A 15715-nucleotide genomic window follows, 5' to 3' on the forward strand; every position below is an offset into this window, starting at 1 on the left:
GAGACGGCGGTCGAGACGGTGAACGCGAGGGCGAACGGGAGGGCGGACGGGGCGACTTGTGAGAGTGCCGAGGGCGTGGTGGTCCACGGCCCCCGGGTGAACTTCGCCAAGGCCGCGCCGAAGGCCTTCAAGGCGCTGATCGGCTTCGACGCCGCGGCCCGTGAGGGGCTGGACCCGGCCCTGGTGGAGCTGGTCCAGATCCGCTCCTCACAGCTCAACAAGTGCGCGTACTGCCTGCACATGCACACCACCGACGCCCGCAAGGCGGGGGAGAGCGAGGAGCGGCTGCACATGGTCGCCGTCTGGCAGGAGGCGGGACACTTCTTCACGGAGAAGGAACGGGCCGCCCTCGCGCTCACTGAGGCGGTGACCCTGATTGCGCGGGACGGGGTGCCGGACGAGGTGTACCGGCGCGCGGCGCGGCACTTCGCGGAGGACGAGCTGGCCCGACTGCTGGCGCTGATCTTCACCATCAACACCTGGAACCGGATCGCCCTCAGTACGGCGAAGGTGCCGGGAACCGACGAGCGGTGAGCCCGGCGGGCCGGCGCTCACACCCCTATAGGCCCACGCCGACGGGCCGGCCCCGGCCCTGGTGGCCGGCGCGGACGCCCCCGTACGCCCACGCCGGGCCGCCGGCCCGCCGGCCCCCGGCTCCGTACGCGCCCCCGCCGGCCCCCGGCTCCGTACGCGCCCCCCGCCGGCCCCCGGCTCCGTACGCCCGGCCCGGTCGCTCAGCTCTCCGTCGGCGGGTCCGTCCGTGGCGGCCCGCCACCCCGACCACCGCGGCCGGCCCGCTCGGACGGCGTCCCTGGCCGCAGTTCCGTCCGCAGCGCGGCGGCCGTCTCCGCCACCGATGCCATCGCCCGCCGCTGGAGTGCGGGTCCGAAGGTGATCCGGGCCGCCCCCAGGGCGCCGAGCTCCCGTGGGCCGGGGCCGTCCGGGAGGGCCACGGCGTTGACCGGGAGGCCGATGGCCGCGGCAAGCTCGGCCAACAACGGGGGTGGGGCGGCGAACGGGTAGACGCAGTCGGCGCCCGCCGCGGCGTACAGCCGGCCGCGGCGTACCGTCTCGTCCCGGTCGTGGACGCCGCGCAGGTAGGTGTCGATCCGGGCGTTGAGTACCAGCGCCCCGCCCGCCTCGGCGCGTACCTCCGCCAGCCAGTCCGCCTGCTCCTGCGCCTCCCGCAGCGCACCGGTGGCGTGGTCGGTGTCCTCCAGGTTGCAGCCGACCGCGCCGGCGTCCAGGAGCCGGCCGACCAACTCCCGTGCGGACAGCCCATACCCGGCCTCCGCATCGGCCGAGACCGGGACGTCCACTGACCGTGCGATCCGGGCGACGGCCGCGAACATCTCGTCCGGCGGGGTCCGCCCGTCCTCGTACCCCAGCGAGGCCGCCACCCCCGCGCTGGGGGTGGCCAGTGCCGGGAAGCCGGCGTCCGCGAACACCCGGGCGCTGGCCGCGTCCCAGGGGCCGGGCAGCACCAGGGGGAGTTCCGGCCCGTGGTGCAGGGCGCGCAGCGCGGCGGCCGTCATGTGTCGCCGCCCGGGAGGCGGGCCGGGGCGGTGCTCATGCCTGCCCCGGGGTCATGCGGGTGGCGACGGCGAAGCGGTTCCAGGCGTTGATGGTGTTGATCATCGCGATCAGCTGGGCGAGCTCGGCGTCCTCGAAGTGGGCGGCGGCGCGCTCGTAGACGGCGTCGGGGACGAAGCCTCCCCCAGCCAGCATGGTGATCGCCTCGGTCAGGGCGAGGGCGGCCCGCTCCTTCTCCGTGTAGAGGCCGCCGGCCTCCTCCCAGGCGCTGAGCAGGACGATGCGCTGCTCGCTCTCCCCGGCCTTGCGGGCCTCAGTGAGGTGCATGTCGAGGCAGAACGCACAGTGGTTGAGCTGCGAGGCGCGGATCTTCACCAACTCGACCAGCGTCCGGTCCAGCCCCTTCCGGGCCGCGACGTCCAGCGCGATCATGGCCTTGTAGACCTCGGGGGCGAGCTTCGCCCAGTGCAGCCGGGGGCCGTGGGCGTGGGTGGGCTGCGGTGCCGTTGCGGGGGTGTTCCCGGGGGCGTTCTCGGAGGCGTGCACGGGGGCGTTCTCGGCGGTGTGCACCAGGGTGTTCTCGGTGGTCATGGTGAGCACGCTACGGCGGTAGTGGCACAGCTGTATGGTCCACTTCCATGGCGGATTCCTGGGCCACTTTCGGTCGTGACCTGCACCTGGACCTCACCGGTCCGGGTGGGCTGCGGGCCGCCCTGATGCGCGCCCTGCGCGAGGCCGTACGCTCCGGCCGGCTGGCCCCCGGCACCCGGCTGCCGTCCTCCCGTTCGCTCGCCGCCGACCTCGGCATCGCCCGCAACACGGTCGCCGACGCCTACGCCGAACTGGTCGCGGAGGGCTGGCTGAGCGCCCGCCAGGGCTCCGGCACCCGCGTCGCCTGGGGGCACCTGCCGGACGGCGTGCGGGGGAGGGCGCTGCCGGGCCCCGCCCCCGTCGCCCGGCGCGCCTCCGGCCCCGCCCCCGTCGCCCGGCGCGCGCCCGGCCCCGTCCACCGCACCGGCCGCCCGCGCTTCGACCTCACCCCCGGCACCCCGGACGTCTCCGCCTTCCCCCGCACCGCCTGGCTCGCCGCCGCCCGCCGTGCGCTGACCGCCGCGCCCAGCGAGGCCTTCGGCTACGGCACCCCGGCGGGCCGCCCGGAGCTGCGCGCCGTCCTCGCCGACTACCTGGCCCGCGCCCGCGGCGTACGGGCCGACCCCGACCGCATCGTGATCTGCACCGGCTTCATGCAGGCGCTGGCCCTGCTCGGCCGCACCCTGGACGCCGGTCCGCTGGCCACCGAGGCGTACGGGCTCGACTTCCACCGCGGCGTCCTCCAGCGCGCCGGCCACCGCACCGTTCCCCTCACCGTCGACGAACACGGCGCCCGAATCGATGAGTTGACCGCTCGCGATGGCGTAGCGGACGTAGCCGCCGCCCTGCTCACGCCCGCCCACCAGTTCCCCACCGGCGTCCCCCTGCACCCCGACCGCCGTGCCGAGGTCGTCAACTGGGCGCGTGCCACCGGCGGTTACGTCCTGGAGGACGACTACGACGGGGAGTTCCGCTACGACCGGCAGCCGGTCGGCGCCCTTCAGGGCCTCGACCCCGACCACGTCGTCTACCTGGGCACCGCGAGCAAGAGCCTGGCTCCGGCGCTACGGCTGGCCTGGATGGTGCTGCCGGACCGCCTGGTCGACCCGCTGCTCGCGGTCAAGCGCACCGGCGAGTGGCAGTCCGGGCAGCTGGAACAGCTCACCCTCGCCGAGTTCATCTCCTCGGGCGGCTACGACCGGCATCTGCGCGGGATGCGGCTGCGCTACCGGCGCCGCCGCGACCAGCTGGTCGCGGCGCTGGCCGAGCGGGCGCCGCACGTCCATGTCTCCGGCATCGCCGCCGGACTCCACGCCGTACTGGAACTCCCGCCCGGCACCGAGCGGTCCATCGTGGAGGCGGCCCGCTGGCAAGGTCTCGCCCTGGAAGGCCTGAGCGCCTTCCGCGACCCCGCCGCCCCGCCGGTGCCCCGCGACGCCCTGGTGGTCGCCTACGGCACCCCGCCCGACCACTCCTTCAGCGGCGTCCTGGACGCGCTGGTAAGGGCGTTGCCGCCGGGGGAGTAGCGCGGGCTCCGGCGGCGCGGGGCCCCGGCGGTGCGGGGCCCCGGCGGCGGGCGCCGGGGGTGACGGGTCCCGGCGGCCACGGGCGCCGGTGGTCAGGTGCGGGCGCTGCCGGGCCGCGGCGTCACAGCTCCCGGACGAACGACACCCGGTCCAGTCCCGGTCCGTCGTAGTCCCGGTGCACCGGCACCCCGTGCTCATCCGTCCAGTCCCCCGGCTCCAGCCGGAACCCCATACGGGTGTGGTACGCGATCGAGTTGCGGTTGCCGGGGCTGGTGATGCAGCGGATTTGGGTGCGGCCGGCCGCCCGTGCCAGCGCGAAGAACCGGCGGTAGAGGGCGCTGCCCAACCCGGTCCGTTGGCCGTCCGGGTGGACGGCCACGATGTGGACATAGGCGGTCGCGGGGTCGGTCTGGGAGAGGAAGCCGATCAAGAACGCCTGCGGGGTGTGGTCCGGGCGCTCGACCAGGAAGCTGGTGTCGGCGAAGTGCTGGAGGAACAGCCGCGGCAGCAGGGACTGGCGCTGCCGCGCCCCCGCGTCCCCACCCTGGTCGCCCCACCACTCGGCCAGCGCCACGCGGAGCCGTGCGTGGTCCGCCGGGGTGGGATGACGGAGCGTCAAGTCCATGCCGAGTTCGTCGTCCATGAAGATCAGCGTAGGTGTGGCCCGGGCGGCGCGCAGCAAGAATGCCGCCCCTGGTCCCGCCGCCGTGCCGGGCGCATCGCCTGGTCAACCATGGTGTGCGGAGCGGCCGTTGGCGCGACCTACGGTGCGCGGGCGCAGGACGGCGGACGGCTTGCACCGGCGTACGCACTCCCTCTGTCCGTGGTGCACGCCGTGCGTGACGCCGGGGCGATGAGCGCTGCGCCATTCAGGGTAATCCCGGGAACGACTCTGGCACGGCGGATCGGTCAACACCCTTACTGATGCTATAGACCGGCGGGTCACCCATCCGGGGGAGGAATCGGTGTGCACCTGCGCATCCCCATTACCTGATGGTGCCCGGCGCCATCCCTCAGGATGCCAGCGCCTCCCGAGCAGTTCGGCTCGGCGCGGAGGCTGACGGCCCGCCACCCTCCACCCACTCGAAGGGCCGCACTATGGCACCTACCATCACGTTGGTGTCCGCAGCGCCGAATCCGGCAGTCTTCGGACAAACCGTGACACTGACCGCAACGGTCATCCCGATCGGACCGGGCACACCCACCGGCACCGTGACCTTCGTCGTCGCCGGCGGGGGCACCCTGACCGGGACCCTGGTCGGCGGCACCGCGACCGTCACCACCAGCGCACCGTCCGTCGGGCTCCACAACATCACCGCCACCTACAACGGCAACGCCTTCTTCTCGCCGTCCTCCGGCTCCACGATCCTCACCGTGAACAAGGCGTCGACCAAGACCACGGTCACCTCGTCCCCCGACCCCTCGACGTTCGGGCAGCCGGTCACCCTGACCGCCACCGTCACCGCGCTGGCACCGGGTGCGGGCACCCCGACCGGCACGGTCACCTTCGTCATCGGAGGCGGCGGGGGCGGCACGCTGACGGCGCCCCTGGTAGGCGGTACGGCCACGGTCACGACCAGCAGCCTCAGCGTCGGCACCCATGCGATCACCGCCACCTACAACGGCAGCAGCAACTTCGCGGCGTCCTCGGGGACCGATACCCAGACCGTCCAGTCCAACGGCGCGACGACCACCACGGTCACCTCGTCCCCCGACCCCTCGGTGTTCGGGCAGACGGTGACCTTCACGGCGACCGTCGCGCCCGTCCCGCCCGCCGCCGGCACCCCGACCGGCACGGTCACCTTCGTCATCTCCGGTGGTCCCACGCTGACGGGGACGCTGTCCGGGGGTGTGGCGACGGTGTCGACCAGTGCGCTGAGCGTCGGTTCGCACACGGTCACCGCGACCTACAGCGGGGACGTCAACTTCACTAGTTCCACCGGTACCGACACCCAGACCGTGAACAAGGCGTCGACGACCACCACGGTCACCTCGGCGCCCGACCCCTCGGCCTCCGGGCAGACGGTCACCTTCACCGCGGCCGTCGCGCCGGTCGCACCGGGCGCGGGGACCCCGACCGGCACGGTCACCTTCGTCATCTCCGGTGGTCCCACGCTGACGGGGACGCTGTCCGGGGGCGTGGCGACGGTGTCGACCAGCGCGCTGAGCGTCGGTACGCACACGGTCACCGCGACCTACAACGGCAGCGCCAGCTTCAACACCTCCACCGGCACCGACACCCAGACCGTTGGCCAGTCCTCGACCACGACCACGGTCACCTCCACGCCGGATCCGTCGGTGGTGGGGCAGCCGGTGACCTTCACGGCGACAGTCGCGCCGGTCCCGCCCGGCGCGGGCACCCCGACCGGCACCGTCACCTTCGTGATCAGTGGCGGCGGCGGGGGCACCCTGACCGGCACCCTGTCGGGCGGTACCGCGAGCGTGACGACCAGCTCGCTGAGCGCCGGCAGCCACACCGTGACCGCGACCTACAGCGGGGACGCCAACTTCAGCGGGTCCAGCGGCACCGACACCCAGACCGTGAACCAGGCGTCGACGACGACCACGGTCACCACCTTCCCCGACCCGTCCGTGGTGGGGCAGCCGGTCACCCTCACCGCCTTCGTGGGGCCGGTGGCTCCCGGCGGCGGCGTCCCGACCGGCACCGTGACGTTCGTGGCCACCGACGGGCTCACCACCGTCACCCTCACCGGCACGCTCGACGGCAGCGGGGTCGCGGCGGTCAGCACCAGCGGGCTGGTCACCGCCGGCGTCTACACCGTCACCGCGACCTACGGCGGGGACGCCAACTACGGTGGCTCCAGCGACACCGACACCCAGACGGTGCTGCAGGCGGCGACCACGACCACGGTCAGCTCGTCGCCGGACCCGTCCGTGGCGGGGCAGCCGGTCACCCTCACGGCGACGGTCGCACCGGTCCCGCCGGGCGCCGGCACCCCCACCGGCACCGTGACCTTCGTGATCACGGGCGGTCCCACGCTCACCGCCCCGCTCTCCGGCGGCACGGCGAGCGTCACCACCAGCGCGCTCGGCGCGGGTTCGCACCTGGTGACCGCGACGTACAGCGGGGACGCCAACTTCGCCGGCTCGGTCGGTACCGACACCCAGACGGTGACGCAGGCGGCGACCACGACCACGGTGACCTCCTCGCCGGACCCGTCGGTGGTCGGTCAGCCGGTGACGTTCACCGCGACGGTGGCGCCGGTGTCGCCGGGGTCGGGCACCCCGACCGGCACCGTGACCTTTGTGATCACGGGCGGTCCCACGCTGACCGCGACCCTGGTCGCGGGAGCCGCGAGCGTCACCACCAGTGCGCTGGCCGCTGGTACGCACACGGTCACCGCGACCTACAGCGGAGACGGGAACTTCACCGGTTCCAGCGGCACCGACACCCAGACGGTGAACCAGGCGGCGACCACGACGACGGTCAGCACCTCGCCGGATCCGTCGGTGGTGGGGCAGTCGGTGAGTTTCACCGCGGCGGTGGCGGCGGTGGCGCCGGGTGCGGGTACCCCGACCGGGACGGTGACGTTCGTGGCCACCGATGGGGTGACCACGGTGACATTGACCGGGACCCTGGTCGCGGGGTCGGCGACCGTCAGCACCAACGGGCTGGTGACGGCCGGGACGTACACCGTCACCGCGACGTACAGCGGCGATGCCAACTTCACCGGTTCCAGCGGCACCGACACCCAGACCGTGACCCAGGCGGCGACGACCACGTCGGTGTCGACCTCGCCGGATCCGTCGGTGGTGGGGCAGTCGGTGAGTTTCACCGCGGCGGTGGCGGCGGTGGCGCCGGGCGCCGGTACCCCGACCGGGACGGTGACGTTCGTGGCCACCGATGGGGTGACCACGGTGACGTTGACCGGGACCCTGAGCGCGGGGTCGGCGACCGTCAGCACCAACGGGCTGGTGACGGCCGGGAGTTACACCGTCACCGCGACCTACAGCGGTGACGCCAACTTCACCGGCTCGGTCGGTACGGACACCCAGACGGTGCTGCAGGCGCTGACCACGACCACGGTCAGCTCCACGCCGGATCCGTCGGTGGTGGGGCAGACGGTGAGTTTCACCGCGACCGTGGCGCCGGTGGCGCCGGGTGCGGGGACGCCCACCGGGACGGTGACGTTCGTGGCCACCGATGGGGTGACCACGGTGACGTTGACCGGGACCCTGAGCGCGGGGTCGACGACCGTCAGCACCAATGGGCTGGTGACGGCCGGGGCGTACGTCGTGACCGCGACGTACAGCGGCAATGCCAACTTCGCCAGCTCGGTCGGTACGGACACCCAGACGGTGGGTCAGGCGGCGACCACGACCTCGGTCAGCTCATCGCCGGATCCGTCGGTGGTGGGCCAGTCGGTGACCTTCACGGCCACCGTCGCGGCCGTGCCGCCGGGCGCCGGTACGCCGACCGGCACCGTGACCTTTGTGATCACGGGCGGTCCCACGCTGACCGCGACCCTGGTCGGGGGCATGGCGAGCGTCTCCACCAGTGCGCTGGCCGCCGGTTCGCACACGGTGACCGCGACCTACAGCGGGGACGCCAACTTCACCGGTTCCAGCGGCTCCGACACCCAGACGGTGAGCCAGGCGGCGACCACCACCACGGTCACCTCCACCCCGGATCCGTCGGTGGTGGGTCAGCCGGTGACCTTCACCGCCACGGTCACCCCGGTTTCGCCGGGTGCCGGCGTCCCCACCGGCACGGTCACCTTCCTCGCCACCGACGGCGTCACCACGGTGACCCTGACCGGGACGCTGAGTGCGGGGTCGGCCAGTGTCACCACCAGCGGGCTGGTGACGGCCGGGACGTACACCGTCACCGCGACGTACAGCGGCGACGGCAACTTCGCCGGCTCGGTCGGTACGGACACCCAGACGGTGACGCAGGCGTCGACCCTCACGACGGTCACGTCCGCGCCGGATCCGTCGGTGGTGGGCCAGTCGGTGACCTTCACGGCCACCGTCACGGCCGTGCCGCCGGGTTCCGGTACCCCGACCGGCACAGTGACGTTCGTGGTCACCGGTGGTCCCACGCTGACCGCGACCCTGGTCGGGGGAGTGGCGACCGCCTCCACCAGCGCGCTGGCCGCCGGTACGCACACGGTGACCGCGACCTATGGCGGGGACGCCAACTTCGCCGGTTCCAGCGGCACCGACACCCAGACCGTGGTCCAGGCCGCGACCACGACCACGGTCACCTCCACCCCGGACCCGTCCGTGGTGGGGCAGTCGGTGAGTTTCACCGCGACGGTGGCGCCGGTGGCTCCGGGCGCCGGTACCCCGACGGGCACGGTGACGTTCGTGGCCACCGACGGGGCGACCACGGTGACGTTGACCGGGACCCTCAGCGGAGGGGCGGTCACCGTCAGCACCAGCGGCCTGGTGACGGCCGGGGCGTACGCCGTGACCGCGACGTACGGCGGTGACGCCAACTTCACCGGTTCGGTCGGTACGGACACCCAGATCGTGGCCCAGGCGGCGACCACGACCACGGTGACCTCGTCGCCGGACCCGTCCGTGGCCGGGGAGTCGGTGACCTTCACCGCCACCGTGGCGGCGGTGGCGCCGGGTGCCGGTACCCCGACCGGCACGGTGACGTTCGTGATCAGCGGTGGTCCCACGCTGACCGCGACGCTGTCCGCGGGCACCGCGAGCGTGTCCACCGGGCTGGACGCCGGTGCGCACACGGTGACCGCGACCTACAGCGGTGACGCCAACTTCACCAGCTCCAGCGGCACCGACACCCAGACCGTGGCCCAGGCGGCGACCACGACCACGGTCACCTCCACCCCGGACCCGAGCGCCGTCGGGCAGCCGGTGACCCTCACCGCGACGGTCACCCCGGTCGCGCCCGGTTCCGGCACCGTGACCGGCACCGTGACCTTTGTGATCAGCGGTGGTGGCGGCGGCTCGCTGACCGCCACCGTCACCGGGGGCACGGCGAGCGTCACCACCAGCTCGCTGGACGCCGGCGCGCACACGGTGACCGCGACCTACAGCGGGGACGCCAACTTCACCGGTTCCACCGGGACGGACACCCACACGGTGAACCAGGCGTCCACGACCACCACGGTCACCTCGTTCCCCGACCCGTCCAACTCCGGTGACACGGTGGCCTTCATCGCGTTCGTCGCGGCGGTGGCACCCGCGCTGGGCATCCCGACTGGGACGGTGACCTTCACCATCACCGACGGCGTGAACACGGTGACCCTCACCGGAACCCTGGACGGCAGCGGAGTCGCCGCGGTCAGCACCGCGCTGACCACACCGGGCAGTTACCTCGTCACGGCGGTCTACGGCGGCGACGGGAACTTCACCGGCTCCAGCGACACGGACACCCAGACCGTCAGCCCGGTCGGGCCGTAAGGCACACGACCATCCCGACGACGACCCTTCCGATCCGACCCCCTGGCGCGTGCGGCGCGCCGGCACGCCGGGCCGTTCCCTCAGGGACGGCCCGGCGTCGCGTCCGGCGTCGCGTCCGGCTCCGCCGCCGGCGCCTCGCCGAAGCGGGCCAGGGCGAGCGCACCGGCCACCGCACACCCGAAACCGAGGACGGCCAGCGGCGCCAGGCCCGGCCGGGTGCGGTCGCCGAGCCAGGCGACCCCGACCAGCGCCGGGCCGATCGTCTCGCCGATCACCATGCCGGCCGTGGCGGCGGTCACCGAACCGCGCTGGAAGGCGGTGGTGAGCAGCAGGAACGCGGTGCCGCCGCCGATCAGCAGGGCGTAGCTCGCCGGGTTGGCCAGCAGCGCGGACGGGGTGAAGCCGTCGAGGAGGCGGACGGCGACCTCCACCACACCGAAGCCCAGCCCGGCGCCGAGCCCGAGCACCGCCGCCCGGGAGCGGTCCGGCAGCCGCCCGGCCAGGAATCCCAACGCCAGCAGCGCGAGGGCGAAGACCAGCACCGCGACCCGCAGCCCGGTGCCGCCGCGCAGATGTCCCTCCTCGCCGGAGGCCAGGGCCAGCAGCGCCAGTCCGCCGCAGACCACCCCCACGGCCAGCCACTCGCGGGGGCGCAGCCGCAGGTGCAGCACCGGCGCCGCCACCACCGCCGTCACCGCCAGGGTGGCCGCGAGCGCCGCCCCGACCGTGTAGATCGGCAGCGCCCGCAGCGCGATCAGCTCCAGTACGAAACCGACGCCGTCCAGCGCCAGCCCGAGCAGGAACCGCCACTGCTTCAACACCCGCAGCAGCAGCCGCGGATCGACCCCGGCCCCCGTACCGGACGGGGTGTCCCGGGCGGCCACCGCCTGTAGGACGGAGGCGGTGCCGAAGCACACCGCGGAAGCAAGGGCGCAGATCATCCCAAGGACCATGGAGCCGACTGTAGGGGGCGAGTCGGAAACCGGGCAGGGGCCCTGCCCGGGAGCGGGCGGCTCCCCTCTAGGCTTGCTCGTCTGTTCGGACGTCTGTTTCACGGGGGATACGGAAGATGGCGGAGAAGGCGCGTCGGCGGCTGCGGTCGAGCACGGTGATCCTGGGCGGCATGGGGGCGCTGGCGGCGGCCCTGACGTCCTGCGGCTCCGAGCCCGACAAGCGCTGCGTGGACCGCAACAGCTACGACATGGTCAAGGGTTACCGCATCGTCGACTCCAAGAACTGCTCCGCGGGCGGCTCGTCGTCCTCCGGGACCGGCGGCACCGGCGGCGGGTACGGCAAGAACGGCCGCGGCGGCAGCCGGCAGCCGGTCGACGCCCAGTGGTACTACGACCCGGACAACAAGGGCGGCTCGTACGCCGACAGCGGCACCTTCAGCAAGAGCACGGCCGTCAACCGCGGCGGCTTCGGCTGCTCGGGCGGCCACGGCTCCTACGGCGGCTGAGCGGGCCCGGCACCCCGATGGAACGCCACACCATCGAGCCCCGCCCCGGCTGGCAGCAGACCGTCGAGGCGCAGGGCCTGATCTATCCGCTGACCCGCTACCCGGACGGGGCGCTGCGCCCGTACTGGGACGAGAGCGCCTACTACGCGTTCACCCTCCCCGAGGTCGAGGCGCTGGAGGAGGTCGTCGAGGAGCTGCACGGCATGTGCCTGGCCGCCGCCGCGCACATCGTCGAGCAGAACCGCTTCGCCGACCTCGGCATCGACGACCCCCGGCTGGCCCGCCTGGTCGCCGAGTCCTGGCGGCGGCGGGACGAACTGCCCTCCCTCTACGGGCGGTTCGACCTGCACTACGACGGCACCGGCCCGGCCAAGATGCTGGAGTACAACGCCGACACACCGACCTCGCTGGTCGAGGCGGCCAGCCCGCAGTGGTTCTGGATGGAGGAGCGCTTCCCGGGCGCCGACCAGTGGAACTCGCTGCACGAGCGGCTGGTGGCGGCCTGGAAGCGGCAGGCGCAGCTGCTGCCGCCGGGCGCGCCGGTGCACTTCGCGCACTCCGCGGGCGATGAGCTCGGGGAGGACCTGATGACCGTGGCCTACCTGGAGGAGACCGCCCAGCAGGCGGGCCTTGCGACGCTCACCATCCCGGTGGAGGAGATCGGCTGGGACCGGCTCTCGGGCCGCTTCGTCGACCAGCGGCTGCGCTTCGTACGCGCCTGCTTCAAGCTCTACCCGTGGGAGTGGCTGGCCACCGACGACTTCGGCCCGCACGTCCTGGACACCCTCGACAACGGGGGCGGCACCGGCTCCACCCTCTGGATCGAGCCCGCCTGGAAGATGCTGCTCTCCAACAAGGCGCTGCTGGCGGTGCTGTGGGAGCTCTACCCCGGCCACCCGAACCTGCTGCCCGCCTACCTCGACGGCCCCCGCGAACTGGCCACCACCCGCGGCTGGGCCGCCAAGCCGCTGTTCGGCCGGGAGGGCGCGGGGGTCACCCTGCACGCCCCGGGCGAGGAGCCGGAGCCGCGCGGGGCCGACGACCCCTGCTGCTACCAGGAGCTGGCGCCGCTGCCGGACTTCGACGGCAACCGGGTGGTGCTCGGCGCCTGGGTCGTCGAGGACGAGGCGGCCGGGCTGGGCATCCGCGAGTCGGCGGGGCCGGTCACCGACGAGTACGCGCGCTTCGTGCCCCATGTGATCCGCTGAGCGGCCCCGGCCGGCGCACATGGCGCAGCGAGCGGCCGGGGCCCCTTCGCCCGCCGGTCGCCCGCTGCACGTGTGCGCCGCGCCCTCACGCCTCCAGTACCCCGCGGAGCTGCGCCAGCCCCCAGTCCAGGTCCTCCTTGCTGATCACCAGCGGTGGGGCGATCCGGATCGTCTGGCCGTGGGTGTCCTTGACCAGCACCCCGCGGTCCATCAGCTGCTCGGAGACGGCCCGTCCGGTGCCGCGGGAGGGGGTGATGTCCACCCCGGCCCACAGGCCCCGGCCGCGCACCGCGTCCACCGAGCCCTCGCCGACCAACAGCCGCAGTTCGCTGTGCAGGTGGTCGCCCAACTCCGTGGCCCGCTGCTGGAATTCGCCGGTCCGCAGCATGGCGATGACCTCCAGGGCCACCGCGCAGGCGAGCGGGTTGCCGCCGAACGTCGAGCCGTGCTCGCCCGGTGCGAGGACCCCCAGCACCTCGCGGGAGGAGATCACCGCCGACACCGGCACCACACCGCCGCCCAGCGCCTTGCCCAGTACGTACATGTCCGGGACCACGTCCTCGTGCTCACAGGCGAAGGTCCGGCCCGTACGCCCCAGGCCGGACTGGATCTCGTCGGCGATGAACAGCACGTTCCGGCGCCGGGTCAGCTCCCGTACGCCGGCCAGATAGCCGGCCGGCGGCACCAGCACGCCCGCCTCGCCCTGGATCGGCTCCAGCAGGACGGCGACGGTGTCGGCGTCGACGGCCGCCTCCAGGGCCGCGAGGTCGCCGTAGGGGACGGTCACGAAGCCGGGGGTGTACGGGCCGAAGCCGGCGCGGGCCTCGGGGTCGGTGGAGAAGGAGACGATGGTGGTGGTGCGGCCGTGGAAGTTGTTCTCGGCGACGATGATCTTCGCCCGGCCGTCCGGGACGCCCTTGACCTGGTAGCCCCATTTGCGGGCGGTCTTCACCGCCGTCTCGACCGCCTCGGCGCCGGTGTTCATCGGCAGCACCAGCTCCATCCCGCACAGCGCGGCGAGCTGGGTGCAGAAGTCGCCGAACCGGTCGTGGTGGAAGGCGCGCGAGGTGAGGGTGACCCGCTCCAGCTGGGCCCGGGCGGCGTCGAGCAGGCGGCGGTTGCCGTGTCCGAAGTTCAGCGCGGAGTAGCCGGCGAGCATGTCCAGGTAGCGCCGGCCCGCCACGTCCGTCATCCAGGCGCCCTCGGCGGTCGCCACGACGACGGGGAGCGGGTGGTAGTTGTGCGCGCTGTGTGCTTCGGCGGCGGCGATGCTGCGTTCCGTGGACGTCACCGTGACTCCGTTTCGCTGGGCCGTGCAGGGGGTGCAGGGGGCAGGGGAGGGGAGCAGGGGATATGCGGCGATATGCCCTCTATATTGCCGCGCAGGCGTTCCGTTCGGAAGGTGTGTGGGCGGTGGGGTGTCCCCGGCGCCCGCCGTGCGCCGGCGGTCGGGTGTCCCCGGCACCGGGCCGTGCGGCGGCGTCTAGACTCGGCGGTGCGCACCGCGACTGGCGTACGGGGAAGTGACCCCGAGGAAGCGGTGTGCGGCCACCCCCACGAGGTGCCGCCCGCCTGGGCACCCGGGACCCGACCGGACCACCGATCGAGCGCCCCGGAGGACGCCATGTCACTTCCCCCTTCGCACTCCACCGCCCGTCCCGCGCTGAGCGCCGCCGACCCTGAACTCGCCGCGCTGGTCGGCGCCGAGGAGCGGCTCCAGGCCGACACCCTGCGGCTGATCCCCAGCGAGAACTACGTCTCCGCCGCAGTCCTGGAAGCCACCGGCACGGTCTTGCAGAACAAGTACAGCGAGGGGTACGCGGGCCGTCGCTACTACGAAGGCCAGCAGAACATCGACCGCGTCGAGACGCTGGCCGTCGAGCGCGCCAAGGGCCTCTTCGGCGTCGAACACGCCAATGTCCAGCCGTACTCGGGCTCGCCCGCCAACCTCGCCGCCTACCTCGCCTTCGCCGAGCCCGGCGACACCGTGCTGGGCATGGCGCTGCCGATGGGCGGCCACCTCACCCACGGCTGGGGCGTCTCGGCGACCGGCAGCTGGTTCCGCGGCGTCCAGTACGGCGTCCGCCCGGACACCGCGCTGATCGACTTCGACGAGGTGCGCGACCTGGCCCGCAAGGAACGCCCGAAGATCATCTTCTGCGGCGGTACGGCCGTCCCGCGCACCATCGACTTCGCCGCCTTCGGCGAGATCGCCCGGGAGACCGGCGCCGTCCTGGTCGCCGACATCGCCCATATCGCCGGCCTGATCGCGGGTGGTGCGCACCCCTCCCCGGTCCCGCACGCCGACGTCATCTCCACCACCACCCACAAGACCCTGCGCGGCCCCCGCGGCGCGATGCTGATGTCGCGGGCGAGCCACGCCAAGGCCGTCGACAAGGCCGTCTTCCCCGGGCTCCAGGGCGGTCCACACAACCACACCACCGCCGCCATCGCGGTCGCCCTGCGCGAGGCCGCGGCCCCGTCGTTCCGCGACTACGCGCACGCCGTCGTCGCCAACGCCAAGGCGCTCGCCGAGGCGCTGCTGGCCCGCGGGTACGACCTGGTCTCCGGCGGCACCGACAACCACCTGGTGCTGATCGACCTCACCGCCCAGGACGTCCCCGGCAAGGTGGCCGCCAAGGCCCTGGACCGGGCCGGCATCGTCGTCAACTACAACACCGTCCCCTTCGACCCCCGTAAGCCCTTCGACCCCTCCGGCATCCGCATCGGCACCCCCGCGCTCACCTCCCGCGGGCTGGGCACCGACCTGATGCCGCAGGTCGCCGCGTGGATCGACCGAGGCGTTCGGGCCGCGGCGAAGGGCGACGAGGAGGCGCTCACGGTGATCCGCGCGGAGGTCGCCGCGCTGATGGCCGCCCACCCGGCACCCGGTCTGCCGGTCGCCGGCTGAGCCGCCCGAATCGCCCGGGGGCGCCAACCGGCCGCCCCCGGGCGATTTCCCGACCGCGGACCGGGGAGCCCGTACGACCTGAGACAATCGG

Annotated in this window: 11 protein-coding genes and 1 riboswitch; of the genes, 6 read left to right on the forward strand and 5 right to left on the reverse strand. The window is 73.4% G+C overall.

The genetic code is table 11. The features are described from left to right. Positions 1-75: 75 nt before the first annotated feature. A complete protein-coding gene (locus tag AB0G84_RS02155; protein WP_361315083.1) occupies positions 76-534 on the forward strand; it encodes a carboxymuconolactone decarboxylase family protein in 459 nt (152 codons plus the stop codon). 200 nt (positions 535-734) lie between these two features. Here AB0G84_RS02155 and AB0G84_RS02160 read toward each other — a convergent pair whose 3' ends face one another. Then, on the reverse strand, positions 735-1535 hold the full coding sequence (locus AB0G84_RS02160; RefSeq protein WP_361314150.1) for an isocitrate lyase/phosphoenolpyruvate mutase family protein: 801 nt from the start codon (positions 1533-1535) through the stop codon (positions 735-737). 34 nt (positions 1536-1569) lie between these two features. Continuing rightward, positions 1570-2124 carry a carboxymuconolactone decarboxylase family protein gene (locus AB0G84_RS02165; protein ID WP_361314152.1) on the reverse strand — a complete coding sequence of 185 codons (555 nt, stop codon included), beginning with the start codon at positions 2122-2124 and terminating at the stop codon, positions 1570-1572. 47 nt (positions 2125-2171) lie between these two features. Between AB0G84_RS02165 and AB0G84_RS02170 the strand changes: the two genes are divergently transcribed. Continuing rightward, positions 2172-3650: a PLP-dependent aminotransferase family protein gene (locus tag AB0G84_RS02170; RefSeq protein WP_361314155.1), complete on the forward strand. Its 1479-nt coding sequence runs from the start codon at positions 2172-2174 to the stop codon at positions 3648-3650. A 121-nt stretch (positions 3651-3771) separates the two neighbouring features. On the opposite strand, the gene AB0G84_RS02175 is transcribed toward AB0G84_RS02170, so the two are convergent. After that, positions 3772-4293, reverse strand: coding sequence for a GNAT family N-acetyltransferase (locus AB0G84_RS02175; RefSeq protein WP_361314157.1), 522 nt, complete (start codon positions 4291-4293; stop codon positions 3772-3774). A gap of 455 nt (positions 4294-4748) precedes the next feature. On the opposite strand from AB0G84_RS02175, the gene AB0G84_RS02180 reads away from it, so the two are divergent. After that, a complete protein-coding gene (locus AB0G84_RS02180; RefSeq protein ID WP_361314159.1) occupies positions 4749-10046 on the forward strand; it encodes an Ig-like domain-containing protein in 5298 nt (1765 codons plus the stop codon). Between the two features lie 80 nt (positions 10047-10126). Here AB0G84_RS02180 and AB0G84_RS02185 read toward each other — a convergent pair whose 3' ends face one another. After that, positions 10127-10999, reverse strand: a complete 873-nt coding sequence (locus AB0G84_RS02185) for a hypothetical protein (protein ID WP_361314161.1) — start codon at positions 10997-10999, stop codon at positions 10127-10129. Between the two features lie 116 nt (positions 11000-11115). Here AB0G84_RS02185 and AB0G84_RS02190 point away from each other — a divergent pair, with 116 nt between their 5' ends. Both AB0G84_RS02190 and AB0G84_RS02195 read left to right on the forward strand, forming a co-directional pair. Beyond that, entirely contained in the window at positions 11116-11505 is a 390-nt protein-coding gene (locus tag AB0G84_RS02190; protein WP_361314163.1) for a hypothetical protein, read from the forward strand. Positions 11506-11522: 17 nt separating this feature from the next. Then, positions 11523-12713: a glutathionylspermidine synthase family protein gene (locus tag AB0G84_RS02195; RefSeq protein WP_361314166.1), complete on the forward strand. Its 1191-nt coding sequence runs from the start codon at positions 11523-11525 to the stop codon at positions 12711-12713. A gap of 85 nt (positions 12714-12798) precedes the next feature. On the opposite strand, the gene rocD is transcribed toward AB0G84_RS02195, so the two are convergent. Continuing rightward, entirely contained in the window at positions 12799-14004 is a 1206-nt protein-coding gene (rocD, locus tag AB0G84_RS02200) for an ornithine--oxo-acid transaminase (RefSeq protein ID WP_361314168.1), read from the reverse strand. A 203-nt stretch (positions 14005-14207) separates the two neighbouring features. Next, positions 14208-14298: riboswitch (ZMP/ZTP riboswitch) on the forward strand. A 39-nt stretch (positions 14299-14337) separates the two neighbouring features. Between rocD and glyA the strand changes: the two genes are divergently transcribed. Then, positions 14338-15624 carry a serine hydroxymethyltransferase gene (gene glyA / locus AB0G84_RS02205; RefSeq protein ID WP_361314171.1) on the forward strand — a complete coding sequence of 429 codons (1287 nt, stop codon included), beginning with the start codon at positions 14338-14340 and terminating at the stop codon, positions 15622-15624. Positions 15625-15715: the final 91 nt, after the last annotated feature.

This window comes from Streptomyces sp. NPDC020742, from assembly GCF_040641675.1.
Lineage (GTDB): Bacteria > Actinomycetota > Actinomycetes > Streptomycetales > Streptomycetaceae > Streptomyces.